Raw genomic sequence first — 23,096 nt, forward strand, 5'->3', positions numbered from 1 at the left:
TGTTTAAGCATGCATTACCATTACGGGTACATCGCTGTGGAAGACTAATTCTTTTGTATGACTGCCTGCAAAGATCCTTTCGAGTAAATTGTGTTTTTGCGGAATAACCAGCAGCATTTCAATACTGTATTTGTTGGCGTACTCGTTCAATCCATCGACCATGTCTTCTTTATCAATAAAATGATATTGCGGATGGTAATGTTCAAACATGGTTTCCACCAATCCGCTTTGGAAAGGCGTATCGCTGGTCCATTGCCTGTTTTTGAAATCAACATTCAGCACATGTAAACGGGCACCCGTAGCTTCAACAAGTTCCTTTACCCTGTCGTCGGGTATAGTTCGCACCACATCACGAAAATCGGTGGTTAAACCGATGTCGTTGATTTTTGTAAACACAGCATTTTCAGGAACAATCAATACCGGTACTTTGCAATGTTTTGAAATGCTGAGTGTATTGCTGCCAATCAATGCTTCTCTCGCTTTACCTGCGCCTGTAATACCCATTACAATAAAGGCGATCTGCAACACTTCGGTTAAATCCTGTATTACATCAACCAGCTTACCATCAAACAACAGCTGCTCTATTTTTACCAATGGCCCCAGCTCTGTAAGTTGATTTGCCAGCAATTGCAATTCTTTCTTTTTTATTTCACGCATATGTTCCGGCGATACTTCAATACCCTGGTAAAGCGGAAGAATAAGCGGTTGTTCATATGCATGCACAAGCATCAGTTTTCCTCCAACTTGTTTCGCATAATGAAGTGCATAAGAGGCGGCGTTGAGTGAGGTTGAGGAAAAATCAACAGGAACAAGAATTGCTTTCATGTGATGTTTTTTATAATGATTTGCCCGATAAGTTTTATGGTACATTTCATGTGGTAAGTTTTTAATGGCTTTGATTACTACACGTATTCTCCTGAAAAGTTTATGTTGTCAGGTTTGAGCAAGTAGACTTTTTTCAGATTAACGCATTCACCAAATCATGCTATAAAACTAACATTACAAAAAGGATTGAACTATGACAAATGTCAGAGCTTCCGCAATCTTCAATCAGCGGGTGGGAGAAACTGCAGGAAAAAATAAAAAGCGTTCAGCAGCTTGCCTGAACGCTTTTCAGCTATAAAAAAATCATTGATTTTATAATACACCTTTGGTTGATGGCAGGTAATTGCTCAACGGATCACGCTTTACCGCCATGCGGATGGCTTTTGCAAATGCTTTAAAGATGGCTTCTATTTTATGATGTTCATTATCGCCATGACATTCGATGTTGAGGTTACACTTTGCCGCATCGCTGAACGATTTAAAAAAGTGGAAGAACATTTCTGTTGGCATTTCACCGATCTTTTCTCTTGTGAATGTTGCATTCCAAACGATCCAGTTACGGCCGCCAAAATCGATGAGCACTTTTGCATCGGCTTCGTCCATGGGCAATGCAAAACCATAACGTTCCATACCTCGTTTATCGGCTAATGCTTTGCCAAATGCTTCACCTAAGGCAATGCCGGTATCTTCAATGGTATGATGTTCATCAATATGCAGATCGCCATGCGTTGTAATGTTGAGATCCATTTTACCGTGGCGTGCAATCTGGTCGAGCATGTGATCGAAGAAACCAAGACCGGTGTTGATGACCGCTTTGCCGCTGCCATCTACATTCAACTCTACTTTTATTTTCGTTTCGTTAGTGTTGCGTTCGTGCACCACTGTACGCAAACCCAGTTTCAGGAATTCATAAATTTCTTTCCAGTGAATGGTTTCTAATGCAATGGTTGATGTACGCAATTCAGCAACTTTATCCTGTATTTCAGCTGCACCAAGATTTGCATCGTTGTTGATCCAGATAGCTTTTGCTCCGAGATTTTTTGCCAGCTGTACATCGGTAATACGATCGCCGATAACAAATGAATTGGCCAGATCGTATTCGGGGTTGTTGATGTATTTGGTAAACATACCAACACCGGGTTTACGAGTAGGCGCATTCTCATGCGGAAATGTGCGATCGATCAACACATCGCTGAACACAATGCCTTCGCTTTGTAAACTGTTTACCACAAAATTGTGTACAGGCCAGAACGTATCTTCCGGAAAACCAGTTGTACCCAAACCATCCTGGTTAGTAGGCATAACCAGTTCATAATCGAGTTCTGCAGCAATTTTGCGCAGGTAGAAAAATACATCAGGATAAAAACTGAGTTTATCGAAGGAATCAAGTTGATAGGTTGGTGGCGCTTCATTAATAAGTGTACCATCCCGATCAATAAACAAAACCCGTTTACCTGTTATTTGTGTTGTTGACATCTGTTGATTTTTTCTTGTGTCCTTTGTGATTGCTTCGTGTTCTTTGTGATACAATGTAGTTACACAAAGGGCACAGAGTTACCACTAAGAGCGCTAAGTTTATTTAATCTTTGCTCTTGCTGCTTTTACTTCTGCTGCAGTTACCAAACTATATTTATTGCCAAAGCTGTTGCGTACATAGGTTAATACATCTGCAATTTGCTGATCGGTTAAGTTTGGTTGCGCCGGCATGGGATTGTAATAGGTTTCACCATTGATTGTGAGTTCCTGTTCCATTCCTTTTAAAACAATATTAATGAGCTGTGGTTTTGCACCTGCTACCTGTTTGGTTTTTATCAATGGGGGATTTAATCCCTGTAAACCTTTGCCATCCTGTAAATGACAAACCGCACAGGTTTCGTTGTAAACTTTTTTACCACGATCCATCGAAGCTTTTAAATTCGGCTGTTGTAAGCTGAATGAAAACAGACCGATACTTGCTGTAAGTATAATAGCAATTGAAAGTTGTTTCATCGTTTGGTATATGATTGGTTGAGGCAATAAATTTACTGCACCCGCAGCAAATGCCTGTTATCTTTTCTTAAGCGATAAATGAACGGAGTGCATCCAGCAGTTCATCGTTTTCTTTTGCTGTACCAACGGTAATACGCAGGCAACCTTCGCAAAGAATTACTTTGCTTCTGTCCCGCACTACAATTTGTTTGGCCAGCAGGTATTCATAAATACCTCTTGCATCAATCACTTTCACCAGTAAAAAATTGGCATCGCTGGGATAAATTTTTTCTACAACAGGAAGTTGAGGCAATTCAGTTTCCAGTCGCTTACGTTCATTCACCAGTTCTTTGATCATCGCATTCACATCTTCCATATTATCGAGTGCTTTGATCACCAGTTCCTGCACGGCTTCGCTGATGTTATATGGAGGTTTGATCTTGTTATAAACGCTGATGATCTCTTCACTTGCGAAGGACATACCTAAGCGCAAACCTGCCAATCCCCATGCTTTACTGAGTGTTTGCATCACCACGAGATTTGGATAATCAGCCAGCAGTGTTACCAATGAACGTTGACGGGAGAAGTTGATGTAAGCTTCATCCACCACCACAATGCCATCGAAATTGTTCAACACCATTTCAATATCGGCAATGTTGATGCTGTTGCCTGTTGGATTGTTGGGCGAACAGATCCAGATGATCTTTGTGTGTTCATCCACCAATGTTTCCATGTGTGCAAGGTTCAGCTGGAAATCATCGAGCAACGGAGCTTTACGTAATTCAATATCGTTGATGTTGGCACTTACTTCGTACATGCCATAGGTAGGCGGACAAATAACCACATTGTCAACACCCGGATTACAAAATGCACGGTACAACAGATCAATACATTCATCGCTGCCGTTACCAATAAATATTTGTTTCGGCGAAACACCCTTGATGGCTGATAATTTTTCTTTGATCTTTTGCTGATACGGATCGGGATAACGGTTATACCATTTCACCAGTGGTGAACCAATGCTGTTTTCATTTGCATCGAGATACACTTTCGCTTCACCGTGAAACTCATCACGTGCAGAAGAGTAGGGAACAAGGGCTTTAATATTTTCCCTGAGTAAATTGTTTAAATCGAATGACATGTTATAGTGAATTGTGAATGGTCAATGGTGAATGAGTGCAACTGCTGTATTTACTTGTAACTATCGGCTAAAGGCTATTGATTTCTCTTCCTCACTGCTTCCGCATGCGCCAGTAATCCTTCCGCCTCAGCCATTAACTCAACTGCTTTACCAATCTGTTGCAAACCTTCTTTACTTAATTTCTGAAAAGTGATCTTCTTGACGAAGCTATCAACACTTACACCGCTGTATGCTTTTGCATAACCGTTGGTGGGCAATGTATGATTGGTGCCGCTGGCATAATCACCGACACTTTCGGGTGAGTAGTTGCCAAGAAAAATAGAACCGGCGTTGATGATCTGCTCTGCAATGGCTTCATCGTCTTTACAACTGATGATGAGATGTTCGGCAGCGTATTCATTCACCAGTTCGATCATTTCTGCAACCGTTGGTAACAATATTGCTTTGCTGTTCTCCAACGCTTTTGCTGCAAATTCTTTTCTGGGTAATGCTTTCAATTGTTCTGCAGTTTCTTTCAACACAGCATCGATCATTTGCACAGAAGTGCTCACCAGCAATACCTGCGAATCAATACCATGTTCTGCCTGCGATAAGAGATCGGCAGCAACAAACGAAGGGTCTGCTGTATCATCGGCCATAACACATACTTCACTTGGTCCTGCAGGCATATCAATGGCTACACCATCTTTCTGCACCAATTGCTTTGCTGCCGTTACATATTGATTGCCTGGTCCGAAAATTTTATATACCTGGGGAATAGTTTGTGTGCCATAAGCCATTGCACCGATCGCTTGTGCACCACCGGTTTTAAAAATTTTGGTAATGCCCGCCAGTTGTGCAGTGTATAAAATAGCAGCATTGATCTTTCCATCTTTAGAAGGCGGCGTACAAAGAATAATTTCTTTACAACCTGCGATCTTAGCAGGAATCGCCAACATTAAAATGGTTGAGAACAAAGGAGCGGTACCGCCCGGAATATACAAGCCTACTTTTTCAATAGCTACTGTTTTACGCCAGCAAAGAACGCCGGGCATTGTTTCGATTTTTTCAACAGTACTTACCTGTTTGCGGTGAAAGGTTTCGATGTTTTGCTTAGCTAATGCAATAGCATCTTTCAATTCATTGCTGAGTGAAGCTGAAGCTGCATCGATCTCTGCATTGGTTACCTGTATTTCCGTAACCGTCACTTTATCAAAGATGGTAGCAAAACGTTTCAATGCTTCATCGCCGCTTGCCTTTACCTCGTGCAAAATGTTTACCACGCTTGCTTCCAACGATGATGCTTCAATAGCCGGACGCTTGAGCAATTTGCTCCACTCACTTTTCTTTGGATGTTTTATGATCTGCATATTTCTCAATCGTTCCTACGGAACGAAACGTTTTTGTTTTAAGTCCCCCCTTTCAGGAGAGGATTTAGGTGGGGTTACATCACCATTTTCTCAATAGGTACCACCAAAATTCCTTCAGCACCTGCTGCTTTCAATTGTTCAATTTTTTCCCAGAACTCATCTTCGCTCAATACACTGTGTACGCTGCTCCAGCCGGTTTCTGCCAATGGTAAAACCGTTGGACTTTTCATACCCGGTAATAATGCAATGATGTCGTTAAGTTTATCATTCGGTGCATTCATCAACACATATTTGTTGCGTTTTGCTTTCTTCACAGCCTTAATGCGGAACAACAATTTATCCAACAGTATTTCCTGTTCTTTATTCAGCTTGTTGTTTTTGATCAACACCGATTGCGATTGCAGAATGGTTTCTACTTCTTTCAATCCATTCATGAAAAGGGTAGAGCCGCTGCTTACCAAATCAACCACTACATCAGCCAAACCAATACCCGGCGCAATTTCCACACTGCCGCTGATCTCGTGTACCTCACCGTTGATATTGTTCTTCTTCAAAAACTCATTTACTAAGAACGGGTAACTTGTTGCAATACGTTTGCCATCGAGGCTTTGTACACCCTGGTAGGTTTCGCTGCGGGGGATCGCCAAGCTTAAACGGCATTTGCCAAAGCCAAGCTTCTCAACAATCTCGGCTTTCTTGTTTTTTTCAAACAATACATTCTCACCAACAATACCAATATCGGCTACACCATCTTCCACATATTGCGGTATATCATCATCACGCAAAAAGAAAACTTCCATCGGAAAGGTGTCGCTTTCTGTTTTTAAACGGTCTTTTACATTGCGTAATTCAATACCACATTCGTTCAACAGTTTTACTGAATCGTCGTAGAGTCGTCCGCTTTTCTGAATAGCGATACGGAGCTTTGCTGGTTTGTCGCTGCTGCCACCACTTAATTCGCTGAGTGGGGTGTACTTTTTTTCCTGCATCATAATTAGTTTATGCTTGACCTGTCAGGTCGGTGTTAAGTCGTTTGTTCAGTTCAGACAATAAAAAAAGGCCTACGTTCCGTAAGCCTTTTTACAATATTGTAGAACACAATACACAACCGGCTTACCTGTTAGGGCAAGTATGATGATGGTGTGTATGTGTGTTTGAAATCATGGCGCAAAAATAAGGTGCTAAATTGAATCGGCAAATATTTTGTTGAGCGGTATGGAATAAATTTTTTCCTGCGGTATTTTCGAAATCCAAAACAAACAATCATTTGTATGAGAAGCGTATCTGTTTTACTCTTATTCTTTCTTGCAATGAAAACCATTGCACAGGATGCGGTAAATTATCAATTACCACCCAAAGACATTATGGATCTTGCACTGGCAAAACCTACACCAACTGTTAGTGTAGACAGTAAAGGCCAATGGATGTTATTGATTGAACGTAATACGTATCCGCTGGTTGATGAACTTGGCCAGCCGGAAGTACGTGTTGCGGGTTTGCGTATCAACCCTGCAAATTTTTCGCAAAGCCGCCAGAACTACATTAACAATTTTACAATCAAGAATATTGCTTCGGGCAAAGAATATAAGATCAGCGGATTGCCTGCTAACATGCTGGCAAATGCAGTATCATGGAGTCCTAACGAAAAGAAATTTGCATTTACCAACAGCACCGGTTCTGTTGTTGATTTGTATGTGGTAGATATTGCAACACAAAAAGCAACGAAAGTAAACAAGACTGCTTTAAACGTTGTGCTTGGTGCTGCGTTCAGTTGGCTAGATGATAATACAGTGTTGTATAAAACCATTATCAAACCTGCATCGGCAATGCCCAAGCGCCCGATTACGCCGAAAGGACCAACAGTACAGGAAAGCTATGGCAGTGCTGCACCTCGTCCAACTTTCCAGGATATGATTAAATCGCCTTACGATGAATCGTTGTTTGAATTTTTTACATTGGCACAATTGGTGAAGAATGTAAATGGTGTTGAAACAAAGATCAATCAACCTGCTATTTATTCCGGCATCAGTGCATCGCCCGATAAAAAATATTGGTTGGTACGTACCATCAGCAAACCGTTTTCGTATGTAGTACCTGCTTTTGGTTTCAACTCAACCGTTGCAATACACGATGCAGGCGGAAAATTTATAAAAGAGATCGCTAAACTTCCTTCTGCAGAAACTGCTCCCGCAGGTAACGATAATGTGCAGGATGTTCCCCGCAGTATTGAATGGCGTGATGATGAAGCGGCAACCGTTGTATGGTGCAAAGCATTGGATGGCGGGTTAATAAAAAACACAGCAGAGTATCGTGATGCCGTGTATGCGTTGCCTGCACCTTTTACCGCACAGCCGAAAGAATTGTTTAAAACAAAAATGCGTTATGGTGGCACTACCTGGGGCAACAGCAGTTTCGCATTGGTGCAGGAAGTATTGCGCAGCAAAGCACAAACAAAACTGAGTAAGCTGAATCCTTCAACCGGTGAAATGGAACTGTTGCAGGAACGTAGTGCAAATGATGCATACAATAATCCCGGTTCACCTGTAACAGAAAAAAACAGTTATGGTCGTGATGTAGTGATTCCGCATGATGGAAAACTATTGATGAATAACACAACAGGTGCATCATCAAAAGGTGATCTGCCATTCCTTGCCTATTTTGATCTTGCAACAAAAAAGAATGAGATCATCTGGCGTTGTAAAGAAGATGAATATGAAATGGTGATGGATGTATTGGATCGTAACAGTCTTACAGTGCTTACAAGAATGGAAACACAAACGGTGGTGCCTAACTATCATGTAAAAACATTGAAAGGAATTGTACCCGGTGGTGGAAAGCAGATCACTGATTTTAAAAATCCATATCCGCAACTGGAAGGAGTGAGTGTACAAAAAATATCATACAAACGTGCCGATGGTGTTGATCTTACAGGTAATCTCTATTTGCCTAAAGGATATGATGTAAAGAAAGATGGTCCGTTGCCGGTGTTGATGTGGGCTTACCCACGTGAGTTCACCAATGCACGTGATGCAGCACAGGTACGTGGATCGAAAAATACATTTACACGAATAGGCTGGGGTGGCCCTATCTTTTGGGTAACGCAAGGCTACGCTGTGTTGGATAATGCAGAGATGCCGATTGTAAGTACAAGTGCTGATAAAAAACCAAATGATGATTTTATAGAACAGTTGAAATTAAATGCACGTGCTGCTATTGATAAATTAGCATCAATGGGTGTGGGCGATAGTACACGTGTTGCAGTTGGTGGTCACAGCTATGGTGCATTCATGACAGCGCATTTGCTTTCGCATACCAATTGGTTCAAAGCTGGTATTGCCCGCAGTGGTGCGTACAACAGAACATTAACGCCGTTCAGTTTCCAGAACGAAGACCGTACGTACTGGCAGGCGCCGCAATTGTATTTTGATATGAGTCCGTTCAGCTATGCACAAAAACTGAAAACACCAATTCTGTTGGTGCATGGCGATACAGATGATAACACCGGAACTTATCCCATCCAGAGTGAACGGATGTTCCAGGCATTGAAAGGTAATGGTGGTAATGTGCGTTATGTAAGCTTACCTTACGAAGCACATGGTTACCGTGGTAAAGAAAATATTCTTCATTTGTTGTGGGAAGAGCATATGTGGTTAGAGAAATATGTGAAGGGGAAGAAGTAATGAATGATGAGTAATGAATAATGAGTCGGGCATGAACGAAAGTTTGTGCCCGATTTTTTGTGGCGGTTGGTTATTTGAGTAACGGTTGTTGAAAAGTGAATTACAAATCAATGGTTCTTTAAACAAGAAGGTTCGTATATTTAAATCTTAGCGATCATGCTTGGACGACCTCAGGACTTACAACATATTGTGAAGAAAGAACGAACAAAAAAATAAATTTAAATAATGACTTCTAAACTTCATTTGACATTCGGATTTTTTTTAGTAATACTTGTTGCTTCATGCGGTAGTTCAGACAAAAAAGAAAATCCTGATAAAAATGAGGCGATTGCAAAGACGCTTGCGAGGAAATACAATGCAGTTGCAAATTGGGATACGACAGCATCCTATACATCGCATTTTCAAAATATGTTTATTGCTCAAAACAAACCCATTCTTTTTAAGGGTAGAGTGTATGATATCGTAAAAACTGATAGCAATTATGTAGTTAAAGTTTTAGACGAAAGAACAGATGCTACTCATAATTTTCTTGCAATCATAACATTTTCAACAGTACAATTAGATTCACTTTACAGTGGTAATCAAGCGACAAGAGGAGTGTTTGTTTTTAAAGTCACTAAAGTAAAATCTTCAGACCCCTCAATTAAAGCAGACATGGAAAGCGATGAAGATGGTTCATATACTTACACACATCTTAGTGATGATGCAGGTACGATGATAACAATTTTTACAGGTATTGCGATTGATTGCCAGCTTGAGGAAATAGACGAATCAAAATAAATGAAAAACAATATTTTTTTACTTCTTGACACAGTTATAAAGTTTGCGGTTGCGGCTGCACTAATAATTGCAGCAATGACTAAACAACAATACAGTTATTACAATTTTCTTCGTTGGTTTGTAATGATTCCATTTATTTATTTCTGTTATAAATCATTCAACCAAAAACAAATGGGGCTTTTTATATATTTTGGGATTGTTGCTATCTTGTTTAATCCGTTTCAGAAATTTTGGTTTCAAAAACAGATATGGCACATAATTGATTTTTTAATTGTGGGTATTACAATAGTGACAATATTTTATGACTGGTTCTTATTTGTAAAAGCTAAAAGTGACAGACCTAAAAACTAATAAATCATGTACGGAAAAATAATTGAACTAATTAAATTGATTCTGGGATTGATACTTTTATTTATACCAGTATTGACAGGAATTATATTTTGTTTGGAGAGTTTCAAAATCTTAAATCGTTCTTTAAATTATGCAAATTTGTCAGGTATTTGGCGACATGGTGATACTGGTGCTTCAAACACTTCAATCTTTTTAGGACTTTGCGGGCTTGCGGGAGCATATCTACTTGCGAACTATAAAACAAATACACAATAAGTGCAATAAATAAGGTTAATATTAGTTTTGATGTACAGACCTTAATAGATGAAATTATATGAACCGCTAGCATGGGTTTGAAGAAGCAGAGTTTAAGAGCCTATATAATACTTTTCTGCTTTGATTATCTCTAGTTTTTCACAACAACGATAGTTTTGAAATTCCCTACCTTCGGCAACCACCGAACCATTTGCTGAAATTTTATGGAACACAATAAACAACAAGACATTCTTGAATCAATGCTTGATGAATATATAGCTATTTTAGATAAGTATTATCCGGATGTTATTGATAATATTGGTTATTCAGGCTCAAATTTTCATTCAAGAATTTCTAGGTATTTTAGGCACTATAAAAAGACGCCGTTTTATTTTTCAGGGGAATTAAAATTCGTTCATTGGACTAGTTTAAATAGCTTATCCTCGATAGTTAATAATAGTGAAGTAAGATTATATAATCTAATAAATTCAGAAGATAAGGAGGAGTTTTCGTACGCCGGCAAATTGTTATCTCTTTCAGAGCCTCAAATATCGACAATAAAGGATAGTTATTTTACTGCATCCTTTTGCTCGTACGAGAATCTTAACAGCAAATATTTATGGAAGAAATATGGTAAAGATTACTCAGGAGTTGCAATTGTATTTTCACTAATCGACAACCGAGATAAATGGGAAAATTTTTTTCTTTCAAAAGTTTATTATAAGCTTGACGCAAAATTTGAAAATTTCCAAAGGGAGATTGATGACTTGAAAAGAAAATACAATGGTCACCCAACATTTATGAGTGACATTTGGCGATTTGCAGGGTTTTTTAAGAAAGAACAATACGAAGATGAAAAGGAAGTCCGACTATCTTACATTTTTCCTTTCAAAAATGAAGTTGAATATTTACGGTACGTCAGAAAAGAACTCAAAATTGAGATTGGAAGAAATCGGATTGTAAGCTACATACCTTTAAAGCTGTGGATCGACCCGAACTCATCCTATCTAAAAACATTAGATATAAGTGAACGGGTTAATGATACCTTTTCGTTAACCAAACCGGATTTACCACAATTTAAAATCGAAGAGATACATTTTGGCAATAAATGTGGTTTGACACCGGAGGAATATTACAGGTTCGGAAGGCAGCTAAAAGAAATATTTCAATGGAGACTTGGCTATTCAATCGAACTTCCCTTGAATTTATATAGCTAAGCACTTTTTATCAGCAAGGTCTCCCAATAAGTATAGCTGAGTATTTTGTTCTTAGTAAAGTTTCTCAAAAAACATTTATGCAGAACAACAACTATATGCAAGGAGAGACGTTGCTACGAAGTATAATAGGAGATTCAAATCTTCTCAACTTTTTTTCCAATCACCGCAAACGTTTTCAATGATGAGAATCAGTTGCAGAAGAGAAAAAACTTCACCGCTGTCAGTTGTTGCTGTTGTTGTTTAAAGCTGCAAACAACTAACTTTACGCCCGACTCTTAACAACTATTGATTATGAAACAAACAATCGGCTGCATTGCAGCATTGCTGTTCCTGTGTGTGTATACGTTTGCACAGGAGCTGCGTTCTCCCAACGGAAATTTAGTCTTACAGTTTAATGTAACCGCTACCGGTGCGCCGCAGTATCAACTGGCGTACAAAAACAAAGCAGTTATTAAGCCCAGCACATTAGGCCTGGAATTAAAGAACGACAAAAAATCATTGCTCAACGATTTCGCTATTGCATCTACTCAAACAGCTACGTTCGATGAAACATGGCAACCGGTGTGGGGCGAAGTGAGCAACATCCGCAACAACTATAATGAGCTGGCAGTGACCCTGCAGCAAAAAGAAACCAATCGGCAGATAATCATTCGTTTTCGTTTATTCAATGATGGGTTGGGTTTCCGTTACGAATTTCCTTCGCAGAAAAATTTCAATTACTTCGTTATTAAAGAAGAGCATAGCCAGTTTGCCATGACGGGTAACCACACTGCCTGGTGGATCGCCGGTGATTATGATACGCAGGAATACGATTACACCCGTTCCCGTTTATCAGAGATACGTGGTTTAATGAAAAGCTCTATTACAAGCAATGCATCGCAAACACCTTTTTCACCTACAGGTGTGCAAACAGCATTGATGATGAAGAGTGATGATGGTTTGTACATTAACCTGCACGAAGCGGCACTCATCAATTATTCCTGTATGCATCTGAACCTGGATGATAAGAATTTTGTTTTTCAAAGTTGGTTGACACCTGATGCAGTGGGTGATAAAGGATATATGCAAACACCTTCTACTTCTCCATGGCGGACTGTTATTGTAAGTGATGATGCAAGAGATATTCTTGCATCGAAGATCACGTACAATTTAAACGAACCAAGTAAGATCAAAGAAACATCGTGGATAAAACCAGTAAAGTATGTGGGTGTGTGGTGGGAGATGATCACGGGTAAAAGTAATTGGTCGTACACGAACGATTTTCCTGCAGTACAGTTAGGTGTAAGCGATTTCAGCAAAGCTAAACCGCATGGTAAACATGGCGCCAATACGGCGCATGTAAAAGAACTGATCGACTTTGCGGCACAACATGGTTTTGATGGCGTGTTGGTGGAAGGTTGGAATGTTGGTTGGGAAGATTGGTTTGGTCAGTCGAAAGATTATGTGTTTGATTTTGTAACACCGTATCCTGATTTTGATGTGGTGGGCATTCGTGAATATGCAAAAGCAAAAGGCGTGAAGATGATCATGCATCATGAAACATCTTCTTCGGTTCGGAATTACGAACGACATATGGATACTGCTTACAAATTCATGAAAGCAAATGGTTACGATGCGGTAAAGAGTGGTTATGTAGGAAACATCTTACCAAGAGGTGAGCATCATTACAGCCAGTGGATCATTAATCATTATCAATATGCAATAGAGCAGGCAGCACAATACCAGATCATGGTGAATGCACATGAAGCAGTTCGTCCAACAGGTATTGCACGCACATGGCCTAACTTAATTGGTAACGAAGCTGCACGTGGCACCGAGTTCCAGGCATTTGGCGGATCGAAACCAAATCATGTAGCAGTACTTCCTTTTACACGTTTAATTGGCGGCCCAATGGATTACACACCGGGTGTGTTTGAAATGGACATCAGCAAATTAAATCCCGATAACAATTCGCATGTAAACAGTACGCTTACCAATCAACTGGCATTGTATGTTACCATGTACAGTCCGTTGCAAATGGCTGCTGACTTACCGGAGAACTATATGCGTTTTGCAGATGCATTTCAATTCATCAAAGATGTGGCTGTTGATTGGAGCGATAGTAAATATCTTGAAGCAGAACCCGGCACATACATCACTGTTGCACGCAAAGCAAAGAAAACAGGGAAGTGGTTTGTGGGCAGTATAGGAGGAGAGGAAGCCCGTACATCAAACATTGCATTTGATTTTTTAGCGGACGGCAAACAATATATTGCTACTGTTTATGCTGATGCAGCAACTGCACACTATAAAACAAATCCGCAGGCGTATACCATTACCAAAATTGTGGTGACCAATAAAAGCAAGCTGAAACAATGGGTAGCTCCGGGCGGTGGTTATGCTATCAGTTTTGAAGAAGCAACACCGGAAATGATCAAAGCGTTGAAGAAAAAGAAATAGTTTTTCGTTTATTGTTTCTGGTTTTTTGTTCGATCCGGCGTGAACGTTTTGTTTGCGCCGGATTTTTATTATCGGTACGGCTGCAAGCCGTCAAACCATTTGCAGCTTATACCATTAACAAGAAGTAGAAGATGTCTTGCCAGTTAAATTGTCGGTTTGCTACTTTTTTTGCATTCAATCCATCAATAATATTGTTATCTAAAAAATGATCATGTCTACAATCCTCATTACCGGCGGCACGGGAACCTTAGGTAAAAGTCTTTCAGCTTTGCTAAGCAGTCAGAATATACCGCATATGATCGGCAGCAGGAACGCTGAAAGTGGAAAGGATCATAATGTAACAATGGATTTGCTGCAGAACAAAGCTGTTAAGGAAGCAGTGGAAGGAAAACAAGTCATTTTTCATCTTGCCACAGATCTTAAAAAAGATGCCTTACTCACCCAAAACCTGTTACAGGCAATCGGTACGAATCGGAACATTCATCTTGTTTATATTTCTATTGTTGGCATTGATAAAGTGCCGTTTGCTTATTACAAACAAAAGCTTGCATCGGAAAATGCAATCAAAGCATCGGGTATACCATTTACCATTTTACGGGCAACACAGTTTCATGAGTTTATTCACCAGATCATTACAACGTTTTTGAAATTTCCTGTTGGATTGTTGCCAAAGAAGATTATTTCGCAACCAATTGATGCGTCAATTGTGGCAGCAGAGTTGTATAGGTTGTCGAAAGAAGAACCAGTTGGAAAAACAATAGAGATAGGTGGAGCAGAGGCTCTTACGTTGGAGGAAATGGCAAATGAATGGATGGAGCAAAGCGGAAAGAAAAAACTGATCTTTAATTTACCAATTTGGGGAGAGCTTGGCCGCACATTTTGTAATGGTAGTTTAACAACAGCGAACAGTGTGAAACATAGCAAAAGCTGGAGGCAATGGCTGGCGCAGCATTTGGTGGAAAAATAACTTATCTATTGATACTCATACTTTAAAAGTACGCTCATTATTCTGCTGTTGCGTACTGGCACAGTAATTGGAAAGGCCTGTGTATTGTTCATTTAAATCAACTACAATATGAAAATGAAAAGAACACGGACAATCGTTGCTGTTTTTCTTTTTTCAGCAATTGCATTAGTGAGTTGTAAAAAAGAATCGGCAAGTGAAAGTGAGCAACCGTATACAGCTAATTGTAATGGCGATAGCCAAGCACCACCCAATGGTTCAACAGCAACAGCAACATTCAACGGAAAATATAACAGCAGCACAGGTACATTTTCCGGAACACTCACCTATAGTGGTATTACACCAACAGGCTGGTATGTACAAAAAGGAACAACACTTGTAAACGGTGAAATAATTGCATCGTTAGGTGCAGTGGTTACATCACCGGTTTCAATCAATATTCAGTTAAGTGCATCGGCTGCAGCAGAATTAAAAGCGGGTAACTGTTACGTAAATATTCAATCGGCAGCTTATCCATCGGGAGAGATCAGGGGTAAATTGGTTGCAAAATAGATCCTGATAGCATAAAAATTTCCTGTAGTAAGCGGGAGTTGTAAAAAAAGGAGCAATTGTAAATACATTGCTCCTTTTGCTTTTTTAATGAGATTATACTGTTTGCTGTATCAGCAGTTAAAAGGCTGCATCGTCTTCAAGTATCTTCTGCACCCGTCCAATCTGTCCGTCTTCTAAACGTACTTTGATGCCACGGTGATGTTTGGGCGCACTCGTGAGCAGATTTTTTACAATGCCTTCGGTAAGTGTACCGGTACGTTGGTCTTTCTTTAGTACAATCAACACCAGCATTCCGGGTTTAATATTTGCACGAATTGTTCCTTCCATTTTCTGTAATTATTTTTTGTAAGCCTCTTGTAACGCTTTTACAAGCGAAAGTAGTTTTGTCTGAATAGTATAACCTTCTTCTATATCGCCAACCGGAGCAACATGCAGTAAAAGCAGGCTGTTCGATTTGTTGTATTGCTGTTCATTTCCTTTCGCAATTGCTGTACTTACCGATTGATAGCTTGTGCCTTCAAAGCCGATATAATAATCAAAGAATACATCTGTTATTTCAGAAACCGGCATAATATATTTTTGAAACAGCACTGCACTGTCTGTCTCAAAACGTCGTACAAGTACAAGCGACTCTTGTTCTATACGGAACGGTTTTGTAATTGTACCCAGTTCTATCGGCATTTCATTTTTTGTAAAGTCGGTGCAGAGCTTGTGCAGGTATTTCAGCAATGCCTGTTCTGCTTTTTGCTGTTGCTTGTTTTTGGCAGGCGTTTGCGTGTAAGCGGTAAGTAAGAAAAAAGTAAATAACAGGCAGAAAGATAAACGGAAAAATATTGTTGCCTGCGTTTTAAAACTTTGGGGCATTGCGGTTTGGTTTAAGCGTTGTGTACATAACTCAGATTGTAAAAACTTATTGTACAAAATCCTCCCGCATTGGACTAAACACATCAATCAGAACTCCTTTTTCCAGGCACAGCACACCGTGCTCAACATTCGATGGTATGTGAAAGCCATCGCCGGTGCTTAAAATTTTCTTTTCACCTGCGATCTCTACTTCAAACACACCGCTTTCAATATGGGTTATCTGTACATGCACATGTTTATGCAGGCTGCCGATTGCGCCTTGTTCAAAATCTACTTTCACCAGCATCAGCGATGGGTCGTACGCCATTATCTTACGGCGAATGCCTTCACCTGCAGTTTGCCATTCAAATTGTTTGTCTTCAATAAATCCCGGTTGATGTAACATGCTGCAAAAATATTTATTCGGCAACAGTTCACCAACGGGTACATTTGTTGCCGTACATTCAACCAATCGGGATCATTCGTTAGGGTTACTTCATAAACAGAAGCTGTAACCTTATAATCTGAAAAACTGAACATGAACGGAAAAGAGATCGCAACTTTTTATGCGTCTAGCAAACAAAAATGGAGACAGTGGTTGCAAAAAAATCATGATAAAGAACAATCGGTTTGGCTGCTTTGCTATAAGAAGCAAGCAAACATGCCCACAATAAGCTGGAGTGATGCTGTTGATGAGGCACTTTGTTTTGGATGGATAGACAGTACACGAAAATCGTTAGGCGATGATCGGTTTATTCAGTTTTTCTGCAAGCGAAAACCAAAGAGCAATTGGTCTAAAATTAATAAAGCCAAAATTGAAAAGCTAACCGACGAAGGACTTATGACCAAGGCCGGCTTTGCAAGTGTTGAACTGGCAAAGAAAAATGGTTCGTGGAATGCGTTAGACCAGGTTGAAGAATTACTTATTCCCAAAGACCTTGCAAGTGCATTTCGATTACAGCCCGGATCGAAAAAATATTTTACAGGTTTAAGCCAATCGGTTCAGAAAATATTGTTGCATTGGGTTGCAGCAGCTAAGCGCTCCGAAACACGACAAAAACGAATTGATGAACTTGCCGAACATGCAGGCAGGCAAACAAGACCCAAACAGTTTCTATAAACCTTCCTCGTTCGATATTATTCTTCAGTATTGTTTACTCCGGCCAACCGCTCTTATCAATATTGGGAATAATGCGCAATGCATTTTTGTAATACACTTTCTTTAAAATGGAATCGGGGAGTCCCATACCATACATGGCCCAGTATGCATGGTATTTTTTGTGATAGGGAAAGTATTCGTCTTCTGTTTCCAGTACACGGAAATAGGTTGCATATTCCGAAGGAACCCAGCTGTCTTTGCCAAATAAAATACGATCTTGGTATTTGGTAAAAAATGCTTTGGCTGCTTTGGGTTGTCGGCCAAGTTCTGCTATTACAGCTCCAAACTCTACAACAACATTCGGCATTTCATCGAGGATAGTGCTCAACTTTTGCAGATCGTTGGGATACCAGCCGAAATGTGCAGCAATGAATGTGGTGTTCTTATGTTTTTTAAAAAGATTGTGTTGTTCGTTAATGAGTGTCTCCCATGGCACAGGATTATCTGCACCACGTTTGCGGTTGGGATTAATAATGAGTTCAAGCCAACGTTCATTGCTGTTGTCTAACGGATCCCAAAACGATTTTGGATCGGCTGTATGTATAATCACAGGAATTTTTAGTTCACCTGCTTTTTTCCACACTGCATCAAGACGTGCATCATCAACTGTTACACGGTTGCCGTTTATATCTTTCACACTAAAACCAAGACTCTTGTAGATTTTTAATCCGTTTGCACCATTCTTTACATCTTCTTCCAGTTGCCTTGCAGCTTTTTCGCCCCAGCCGGGTTCGCCCACGCCTTTAAAATCAACATTGGCAAAAACAATAAAACGTCCGGGTTTGTTTTGCTTGGCATTATCAACAGCTTTCTTCAGTTGATCGCCTGTGCCGCCACTTAAGTTCACCATTACACGCATGTTGAGTTTATCCATATCAACAGTGAGTGTGTTCAAATCCATCGACGGCATTTGAAACTGGTGATTGTGTACATCAATAAAAGGGAATTTCGATTTCGACAACGGATGCTGCGGCGTTACCAGCGTTGATGGCGGATTGTAACTTTCAAAATCAATTTTTTGTTGAGCAGTTGCAGTAACGGTAAGCAATAATGAACCGATGATAAAATATTTGTGCATGGGTTGATGAGTCGTTTAGCTTCATCAAAGAAAAGCATCAATCAAAAACAACGGTTTCCGCTTGTCATATTTTTAGTAAAACAAATGATAAAAAGTATGAGCTGCCATACACGCAAACGTCATTGCGAGGCACGAAGCAATCTTTTGTGACGAATAGATAAATTGTTATTGATTGCTCCGTGCCTTGCAATGACGCTTTGGTCAGAACATTTTATTTAGCAGTTGCTGCAGCAACAGAAGCTCTGTCCATATAATGAATGCTGCGGTCAATTTTATCATTGGCATCAAAATGTTGCGCCATGTGCATCCATTGTGTCATTGTTTTTCCGGTTTTATATTTTGCATCAACCCTGTACCAGCAAAGCAACCACACACCAGTAGCTTCTGTGCTTTGTGGTTGATTCACTTTTACCGGCAGGAAAATAAGATTACTGAATTTGAGCGAATCAATCACATTAGCTCTTCTGTCTTTCCAGTAATCCATAATTGCTTTTTTACCAGCAAGACTGTCGCCTGTGTTCCATTGGTAAACTGCATTATCGGCAAATGCTTCCAGCCATGCGTCTACATGACCTGCGGCTAAATGTTCCAGCCCGCTTTTACCAATTTGTGCATATTTCTGATCGGCAAATTCTGCCGGCTGAGGTTTGGTTTCTCCTTCGGTTGTTGTGCTGGTTGTAGTTGTTTCTTCGGGCTTGGGGTTGTTGCAGGCTGCAAACAGCAAAAAGCCCACGATTACAAGAATGAACTGTTTCATGTGTAATTGATTTAAATGTGAAAAATGTGGAGGGCAGACCAAAAGATTGGATTCACATTGTGCGGAAGGAATAAGAAAGCTATGCAATTAAAATGGCAATGTCAAGAGGAAAGAAAGTTTATGGTTTGTGGTTTATAGTTTGATGTTTGGTGATGATTATTTGATTGTGCTGAGAATGGCTGCAACCATAAACTTCAAACTAAAAACAATAAACTGCAGCGATAAGTGTACAACTTGACAACGACAGCATGACTGACGGTGGTAAGTTTTTTTCTTGCCTTCAATCATTCTTTGTCCTCTACAGTGCCTCTACTTTTACTTCCGTATTTCAACACATTCATAAGCACATCTGCGATTGCCGTTTTCTTACCGTCCATGTGCTTTCAAAACAAAATTCAACATTATGGCAACTGTTAAAAAGCCAAGCAAGTATGTGTATTCCTTTGGGGGAGGCAAGGCCGATGGCAACGAATCGATGAAAAATTTATTAGGTGGTAAAGGTGCTAACCTGGCCGAAATGGCGGGTCATCCAAAATTGCGCTTACCTGTACCGCCGGGTTTCACTGTTACAACAGAAGTATGTACCTGGTATTATGCCAATAAAAAAGCTTATCCGAAAGTGTTGAATCAGCAGCTGAAAGATGCCATGATGCAAATGGAAAAGCTGATGGGCAAAAAGTTTGGCGATGTAAAGAATCCGTTGCTGGTATCTGTACGTTCAGGAGCACGCAGCAGTATGCCGGGAATGATGGAAACAGTATTGAATGTGGGTTTGAATGAAGAAACCATTAAAGGAATTATTGCACAAAGTGGTGATGCACGTTTTGCGTATGATGCTTACCGCCGTTTGATCATGATGTATGCAGATGTGGTGATGGAAAAAGCAGGTGGTATTGAACCGAAAGGCGGCAAAGGCATTCGTAAAGTGCTCGATGAAAAACTTGAAAAACTAAAACATAAAAAAAGCTATCAATCCGATACTGATCTTACTGTTGATGAATTGAAAGCATTGGTAAAAGAATTTAAAGCAACGGTTGTAAAAGTATTGGGCAAAACTTTCCCAGAAGATCCGTACGAACAATTATGGGGAAGCATTGGTGCTGTGTTCAGCAGCTGGATGGGTAAGCGTGCAATTGAATATCGCCGCATCGAAAAAATTCCTGACGAATGGGGTACAGCTGTAAACGTACAGGCCATGGTGTTTGGTAATATGGGCGACGACAGTTGCACCGGTGTTGCCTTTACACGCAATCCCGGTAATGGTGAAGATAAATTCTATGGTGAATACCTGGTAAATGCACAAGGTGAAGATGTTGTGGCGGGTATACGTACACCTGCACCTGTAAACGAGTATTCAAAAAATGCGCAAAGCGAACATTACGATACGCTGGAAAAATTAATGCCTTCATTGTATAAAGAATTGTACGGCTATCAGCAAAAATTAGAGAAGCATTACAAAGACATGCAGGATATTGAGTTTACAATTGAAAAAGGAAAACTCTTCATGTTGCAATGCCGTGTTGGTAAACGTAATGGTGTGGCTGCTGTGCGTATGGCAACAGAAATGTATAAAGCAAAACAAATTGATGCGAATACAGCCATCCTTCGGGTAAGTCCGAATCAGCTGGTTGAACTGTTGTTGCCCATGCTCGATCCTAAAGCAGAAATAACACAACCTGTTATTGCAAAAGGGTTGCCTGCCGGCCCTGGTGGTGCAAAAGGCCGTGCCGTATTTACATCGGAAGATGCGGTTGCATGGGCTGCAAAAGGAGAGAAGGTGATTCTTGTTCGTGAAGAAACATCACCCGAAGATGTGGATGGTATGCACAAAGCACAAGCCATTCTTACAACAAAAGGTGGCATGACATCACACGCTGCTCTTGTTGCACGTGGCTGGGGTAAATGTTGTATTGTTGGTTGTAGCGATATTGAAATTCATGTCAACTCAAAAATGTTCCATGCAAAAAATGGTGTGGTGATCAAAGAAGGTGACTGGATCAGTTTGAATGGAACCAAAGGCTTGGTGTATGAAGGAAGTTTACCATTGGTGGATATTGATATTGAGAAAAACCAATCGTACAAAGATCTGATGAAGCTGGTGGATAAAACCAAACAGATCGGCGTGCGTGCAAATGCAGAAACTCCGGCTGATGCTGCAGTAGCATCGAAGTTTGGAGCAGAAGGTATTGGTTTGTTCCGCACCGAACATATGTTTTATGGCGAAGGCAGTGAAGAACCATTATTCCTCTTGCGTAAAATGATCGTCAGCAAAACAGAAAAAGAAAGAAGAGAAGCATTGAATGCACTCTTTGTATATGTAAAGAAAGATGTGAAGGATACACTGGCTGTTATGAATGGTCATCCTGTAACTATTCGATTACTTGATCCACCATTGCATGAGTTTGTACCACACGATACAGAAAAGCTGCAGGAGTTGAGTAAAGAACTCGGCATTCGTATGAGTGTGTTGAAACGTCGTGTGTTGGCATTGCACGAAAACAACCCGATGCTTGGTCATCGTGGTGTGCGTTTGGGTATCAGCTATCCCGAAATTACAGAGATGCAGATCAGGGCCATTTTTGAAGCAACCGTTGAACTCATCCGCAAAGGCAAAAAAGCATTGCCTGAAATTATGATTCCGGTAGTGTGTGGTAAACATGAGTTACGTCATCAGAAAGATATTGTTGAACAGGTGTACAAAGAAACCTGCGAAAAAATGAAGGTGAAAAAAATTCCTTACCTGTATGGCACCATGATCGAAATACCACGTGCTGCTTTAAAAGCAAACAGCCTGGCAATGGAAGCCGATTTCTTCAGTTTTGGTACAAACGATCTTACACAAATGAGTTTTGGTTTCAGTCGTGATGATATTGGTGGTTTCTTACCCAAATATCTTGATCTGAAACTGCTGCCTTACGATCCGTTCCAAACCATCGATCAGAGTGGCGTGGGCGAGTTGATCAAAATCGGCGTAGAACGTGGCCGTGTTACAAAGCCCAATCTTAAGATCGGTATCTGTGGCGAGCATGGTGGCGATCCGGATAGTGTGGTGTTCTGTCATAAGATCGGAATGAACTATGTGAGCTGTTCACCGTTCCGAGTACCCATTGCACGGCTTGCAGCCGCACATGCAGCATTGGAATTTCCGAGAAAATAATGTTTGATTGTGATTGAAAGTAAAAAGCCTCCCTTAGTGGAGGCTTTACTGTTATGCGTTGTACTCTTAATTGAGTTGATCTTTAATTTCATCCATATCAATACCCATGTGGCTTTCACTGTACACACACTTACCATCTTTAATAATGAGTATTTGTGGCGATTCGTGTTCTACAGCAAATTTCTCAGCAATGGCATTTGAAATGGGGCGATAGTTTAACAGATCGAGGTAATGAAAATTAGCATTGTCCGGCACACCGGCTTTCTCCAGCCTGTTTTTAGCAACAGAGCTGATGCTGCAACGGGTGCTGTGTTTGAAAATTATTTGCGGCTGTTGTGTACTTAAATGAATAAGCTGATCCAACTCTTCGTTGGAACGTAAATGCGTCCAGTTCATCTTGCAAATTTAAGAAATATCGGCTTAAGCTCTGAAAGGTTTGTTGCTTTGGCTGGTAGGACATCCATAGCCTCTTTTGCTGCTTGCGCAGGAAGTAAATACAAAAGCTGCAAGTGCAACTGCAAGAATTGATAAAACTACTTTTTTCATAATTAAACGGATTTTGGAGCCGTAAAGTTACTGGTTTTTAATAAATCTCAGTTTTT

23 protein-coding genes are annotated in these 23,096 nt (G+C 40.3%); 10 read left to right on the forward strand and 13 right to left on the reverse strand.

All coding sequences use genetic code 11. The annotated features are described in order from the left end of the window. Positions 1-3 precede the first annotated feature (3 nt). The 6 genes from ESA94_RS18995 to hisG form a co-directional block, all read right to left on the reverse strand. A complete protein-coding gene (locus ESA94_RS18995) occupies positions 4-825 on the reverse strand; it encodes a universal stress protein (protein ID WP_164972796.1) in 822 nt (273 codons plus the stop codon). A 312-nt stretch (positions 826-1,137) separates the two neighbouring features. Then, entirely contained in the window at positions 1,138-2,301 is a 1,164-nt protein-coding gene (gene hisB, locus ESA94_RS19000; protein WP_129132529.1) for a bifunctional histidinol-phosphatase/imidazoleglycerol-phosphate dehydratase HisB, read from the reverse strand. Between the two features lie 99 nt (positions 2,302-2,400). Beyond that, positions 2,401-2,814 (reverse strand): c-type cytochrome, encoded by a 414-nt coding sequence (locus tag ESA94_RS19005; RefSeq protein ID WP_129132530.1) that lies wholly within the window; start codon positions 2,812-2,814, stop codon positions 2,401-2,403. 67 nt (positions 2,815-2,881) lie between these two features. After that, on the reverse strand, positions 2,882-3,934 hold the full coding sequence (hisC, locus tag ESA94_RS19010; protein ID WP_129132531.1) for a histidinol-phosphate transaminase: 1,053 nt from the start codon (positions 3,932-3,934) through the stop codon (positions 2,882-2,884). A gap of 74 nt (positions 3,935-4,008) precedes the next feature. Further along, positions 4,009-5,283 (reverse strand): histidinol dehydrogenase, encoded by a 1,275-nt coding sequence (hisD, locus tag ESA94_RS19015; RefSeq protein ID WP_129132532.1) that lies wholly within the window; start codon positions 5,281-5,283, stop codon positions 4,009-4,011. Between the two features lie 74 nt (positions 5,284-5,357). Continuing rightward, on the reverse strand, positions 5,358-6,275 hold the full coding sequence (gene hisG, locus ESA94_RS19020) for an ATP phosphoribosyltransferase (protein ID WP_240671105.1): 918 nt from the start codon (positions 6,273-6,275) through the stop codon (positions 5,358-5,360). Positions 6,276-6,554: 279 nt separating this feature from the next. On the opposite strand from hisG, the gene ESA94_RS19025 reads away from it, so the two are divergent. The 8 genes from ESA94_RS19025 to ESA94_RS19060 all read left to right on the forward strand — a co-directional run bounded on the left by ESA94_RS19025 (position 6,555) and on the right by ESA94_RS19060 (position 15,500). Continuing rightward, positions 6,555-8,963 carry a S9 family peptidase gene (locus tag ESA94_RS19025; protein ID WP_129132533.1) on the forward strand — a complete coding sequence of 803 codons (2,409 nt, stop codon included), beginning with the start codon at positions 6,555-6,557 and terminating at the stop codon, positions 8,961-8,963. Between the two features lie 225 nt (positions 8,964-9,188). Then, entirely contained in the window at positions 9,189-9,743 is a 555-nt protein-coding gene (locus tag ESA94_RS19030; protein ID WP_129132534.1) for a hypothetical protein, read from the forward strand. Continuing rightward, positions 9,744-10,094 (forward strand): DUF6804 family protein, encoded by a 351-nt coding sequence (locus ESA94_RS19035; RefSeq protein ID WP_129132535.1) that lies wholly within the window; start codon positions 9,744-9,746, stop codon positions 10,092-10,094. A 6-nt stretch (positions 10,095-10,100) separates the two neighbouring features. After that, positions 10,101-10,349, forward strand: coding sequence for a hypothetical protein (locus ESA94_RS19040; protein WP_129132536.1), 249 nt, complete (start codon positions 10,101-10,103; stop codon positions 10,347-10,349). A gap of 203 nt (positions 10,350-10,552) precedes the next feature. Further along, on the forward strand, positions 10,553-11,545 hold the full coding sequence (locus ESA94_RS19045; RefSeq protein WP_129132537.1) for a DUF2971 domain-containing protein: 993 nt from the start codon (positions 10,553-10,555) through the stop codon (positions 11,543-11,545). A gap of 291 nt (positions 11,546-11,836) precedes the next feature. Next, complete coding sequence (locus ESA94_RS19050) at positions 11,837-13,984, forward strand: glycoside hydrolase family 97 protein (RefSeq protein WP_129132538.1); 2,148 nt, start codon at positions 11,837-11,839, stop codon at positions 13,982-13,984. 211 nt (positions 13,985-14,195) lie between these two features. Continuing rightward, positions 14,196-14,951 (forward strand): SDR family oxidoreductase, encoded by a 756-nt coding sequence (locus tag ESA94_RS19055; protein WP_164972797.1) that lies wholly within the window; start codon positions 14,196-14,198, stop codon positions 14,949-14,951. A 114-nt stretch (positions 14,952-15,065) separates the two neighbouring features. Then, on the forward strand, positions 15,066-15,500 hold the full coding sequence (locus tag ESA94_RS19060) for a CHRD domain-containing protein (RefSeq protein WP_164972798.1): 435 nt from the start codon (positions 15,066-15,068) through the stop codon (positions 15,498-15,500). A 117-nt stretch (positions 15,501-15,617) separates the two neighbouring features. Here ESA94_RS19060 and ESA94_RS19065 read toward each other — a convergent pair whose 3' ends face one another. From ESA94_RS19065 to ESA94_RS19075, 3 genes are read right to left on the reverse strand one after another with little or no spacing between them, the layout of a single operon-like run. After that, positions 15,618-15,827, reverse strand: a complete 210-nt coding sequence (locus tag ESA94_RS19065) for a YwbE family protein (protein ID WP_129132541.1) — start codon at positions 15,825-15,827, stop codon at positions 15,618-15,620. A gap of 9 nt (positions 15,828-15,836) precedes the next feature. Further along, on the reverse strand, positions 15,837-16,364 hold the full coding sequence (locus tag ESA94_RS19070; protein ID WP_129132542.1) for a hypothetical protein: 528 nt from the start codon (positions 16,362-16,364) through the stop codon (positions 15,837-15,839). 46 nt (positions 16,365-16,410) lie between these two features. Continuing rightward, positions 16,411-16,749 carry a cupin domain-containing protein gene (locus tag ESA94_RS19075; protein WP_129132543.1) on the reverse strand — a complete coding sequence of 113 codons (339 nt, stop codon included), beginning with the start codon at positions 16,747-16,749 and terminating at the stop codon, positions 16,411-16,413. 255 nt (positions 16,750-17,004) lie between these two features. On the opposite strand from ESA94_RS19075, the gene ESA94_RS19080 reads away from it, so the two are divergent. Next, entirely contained in the window at positions 17,005-17,463 is a 459-nt protein-coding gene (locus ESA94_RS19080) for a YdeI/OmpD-associated family protein (protein WP_205756018.1), read from the forward strand. A gap of 34 nt (positions 17,464-17,497) precedes the next feature. On the opposite strand, the gene ESA94_RS19085 is transcribed toward ESA94_RS19080, so the two are convergent. Both ESA94_RS19085 and ESA94_RS19090 read right to left on the reverse strand, forming a co-directional pair. Next, on the reverse strand, positions 17,498-18,580 hold the full coding sequence (locus ESA94_RS19085; RefSeq protein ID WP_129132545.1) for an amidohydrolase family protein: 1,083 nt from the start codon (positions 18,578-18,580) through the stop codon (positions 17,498-17,500). A 211-nt stretch (positions 18,581-18,791) separates the two neighbouring features. Next, complete coding sequence (locus ESA94_RS19090; RefSeq protein WP_129132546.1) at positions 18,792-19,337, reverse strand: nuclear transport factor 2 family protein; 546 nt, start codon at positions 19,335-19,337, stop codon at positions 18,792-18,794. Between the two features lie 403 nt (positions 19,338-19,740). Here ESA94_RS19090 and ppdK point away from each other — a divergent pair, with 403 nt between their 5' ends. After that, the gene (gene ppdK / locus ESA94_RS19095) at positions 19,741-22,494 is read left to right on the forward strand and encodes a pyruvate, phosphate dikinase (RefSeq protein WP_129132547.1); all 2,754 of its coding nucleotides are present in this window, start codon (positions 19,741-19,743) and stop codon (positions 22,492-22,494) included. Positions 22,495-22,560: 66 nt separating this feature from the next. On the opposite strand, the gene ytxJ is transcribed toward ppdK, so the two are convergent. Both ytxJ and ESA94_RS21765 read right to left on the reverse strand, forming a co-directional pair. Further along, positions 22,561-22,890, reverse strand: coding sequence for a bacillithiol system redox-active protein YtxJ (gene ytxJ, locus ESA94_RS19100; RefSeq protein ID WP_129132548.1), 330 nt, complete (start codon positions 22,888-22,890; stop codon positions 22,561-22,563). 24 nt (positions 22,891-22,914) lie between these two features. Then, positions 22,915-23,040 (reverse strand): hypothetical protein, encoded by a 126-nt coding sequence (locus ESA94_RS21765; RefSeq protein ID WP_262708041.1) that lies wholly within the window; start codon positions 23,038-23,040, stop codon positions 22,915-22,917. Positions 23,041-23,096: the final 56 nt, after the last annotated feature.

The organism is Lacibacter luteus, from assembly GCF_004118265.1.
Lineage (GTDB): Bacteria > Bacteroidota > Bacteroidia > Chitinophagales > Chitinophagaceae > Lacibacter > Lacibacter luteus.

Bases quoted from the DNA above. Each gene is read 5' to 3' on its own strand.
- ESA94_RS19085 (WP_129132545.1), bottom strand. From the start codon at position 18,580: ATGCACAAATATTTTATCATCGGTTCATTATTGCTTACCGTTACTGCA.
- ESA94_RS19055 (WP_164972797.1), top strand. From the start codon at position 14,196: ATGTCTACAATCCTCATTACCGGCGGCACGGGAACCTTAGGTAAAAGT.
- ppdK (WP_129132547.1), top strand. From the start codon at position 19,741: ATGGCAACTGTTAAAAAGCCAAGCAAGTATGTGTATTCCTTTGGGGGA.
- ESA94_RS19040 (WP_129132536.1), top strand. From the start codon at position 10,101: ATGTACGGAAAAATAATTGAACTAATTAAATTGATTCTGGGATTGATA.
- ESA94_RS19030 (WP_129132534.1), top strand. From the start codon at position 9,189: ATGACTTCTAAACTTCATTTGACATTCGGATTTTTTTTAGTAATACTT.
- hisD (WP_129132532.1), bottom strand. From the start codon at position 5,283: ATGCAGATCATAAAACATCCAAAGAAAAGTGAGTGGAGCAAATTGCTC.
- ESA94_RS19065 (WP_129132541.1), bottom strand. From the start codon at position 15,827: ATGGAAGGAACAATTCGTGCAAATATTAAACCCGGAATGCTGGTGTTG.
- hisB (WP_129132529.1), bottom strand. From the start codon at position 2,301: ATGTCAACAACACAAATAACAGGTAAACGGGTTTTGTTTATTGATCGG.
- ESA94_RS19075 (WP_129132543.1), bottom strand. From the start codon at position 16,749: ATGTTACATCAACCGGGATTTATTGAAGACAAACAATTTGAATGGCAA.
- ESA94_RS19070 (WP_129132542.1), bottom strand. From the start codon at position 16,364: ATGCCCCAAAGTTTTAAAACGCAGGCAACAATATTTTTCCGTTTATCT.
- ESA94_RS19035 (WP_129132535.1), top strand. From the start codon at position 9,744: ATGAAAAACAATATTTTTTTACTTCTTGACACAGTTATAAAGTTTGCG.
- ESA94_RS19025 (WP_129132533.1), top strand. From the start codon at position 6,555: ATGAGAAGCGTATCTGTTTTACTCTTATTCTTTCTTGCAATGAAAACC.
- ESA94_RS19080 (WP_205756018.1), top strand. From the start codon at position 17,005: ATGCCCACAATAAGCTGGAGTGATGCTGTTGATGAGGCACTTTGTTTT.
- hisC (WP_129132531.1), bottom strand. From the start codon at position 3,934: ATGTCATTCGATTTAAACAATTTACTCAGGGAAAATATTAAAGCCCTT.
- ytxJ (WP_129132548.1), bottom strand. From the start codon at position 22,890: ATGAACTGGACGCATTTACGTTCCAACGAAGAGTTGGATCAGCTTATT.
- ESA94_RS19090 (WP_129132546.1), bottom strand. From the start codon at position 19,337: ATGAAACAGTTCATTCTTGTAATCGTGGGCTTTTTGCTGTTTGCAGCC.
- ESA94_RS19045 (WP_129132537.1), top strand. From the start codon at position 10,553: ATGGAACACAATAAACAACAAGACATTCTTGAATCAATGCTTGATGAA.
- ESA94_RS19005 (WP_129132530.1), bottom strand. From the start codon at position 2,814: ATGAAACAACTTTCAATTGCTATTATACTTACAGCAAGTATCGGTCTG.
- ESA94_RS21765 (WP_262708041.1), bottom strand. From the start codon at position 23,040: ATGAAAAAAGTAGTTTTATCAATTCTTGCAGTTGCACTTGCAGCTTTT.
- ESA94_RS18995 (WP_164972796.1), bottom strand. From the start codon at position 825: ATGAAAGCAATTCTTGTTCCTGTTGATTTTTCCTCAACCTCACTCAAC.
- ESA94_RS19050 (WP_129132538.1), top strand. From the start codon at position 11,837: ATGAAACAAACAATCGGCTGCATTGCAGCATTGCTGTTCCTGTGTGTG.
- hisG (WP_240671105.1), bottom strand. From the start codon at position 6,275: ATGATGCAGGAAAAAAAGTACACCCCACTCAGCGAATTAAGTGGTGGC.
- ESA94_RS19060 (WP_164972798.1), top strand. From the start codon at position 15,066: ATGAAAAGAACACGGACAATCGTTGCTGTTTTTCTTTTTTCAGCAATT.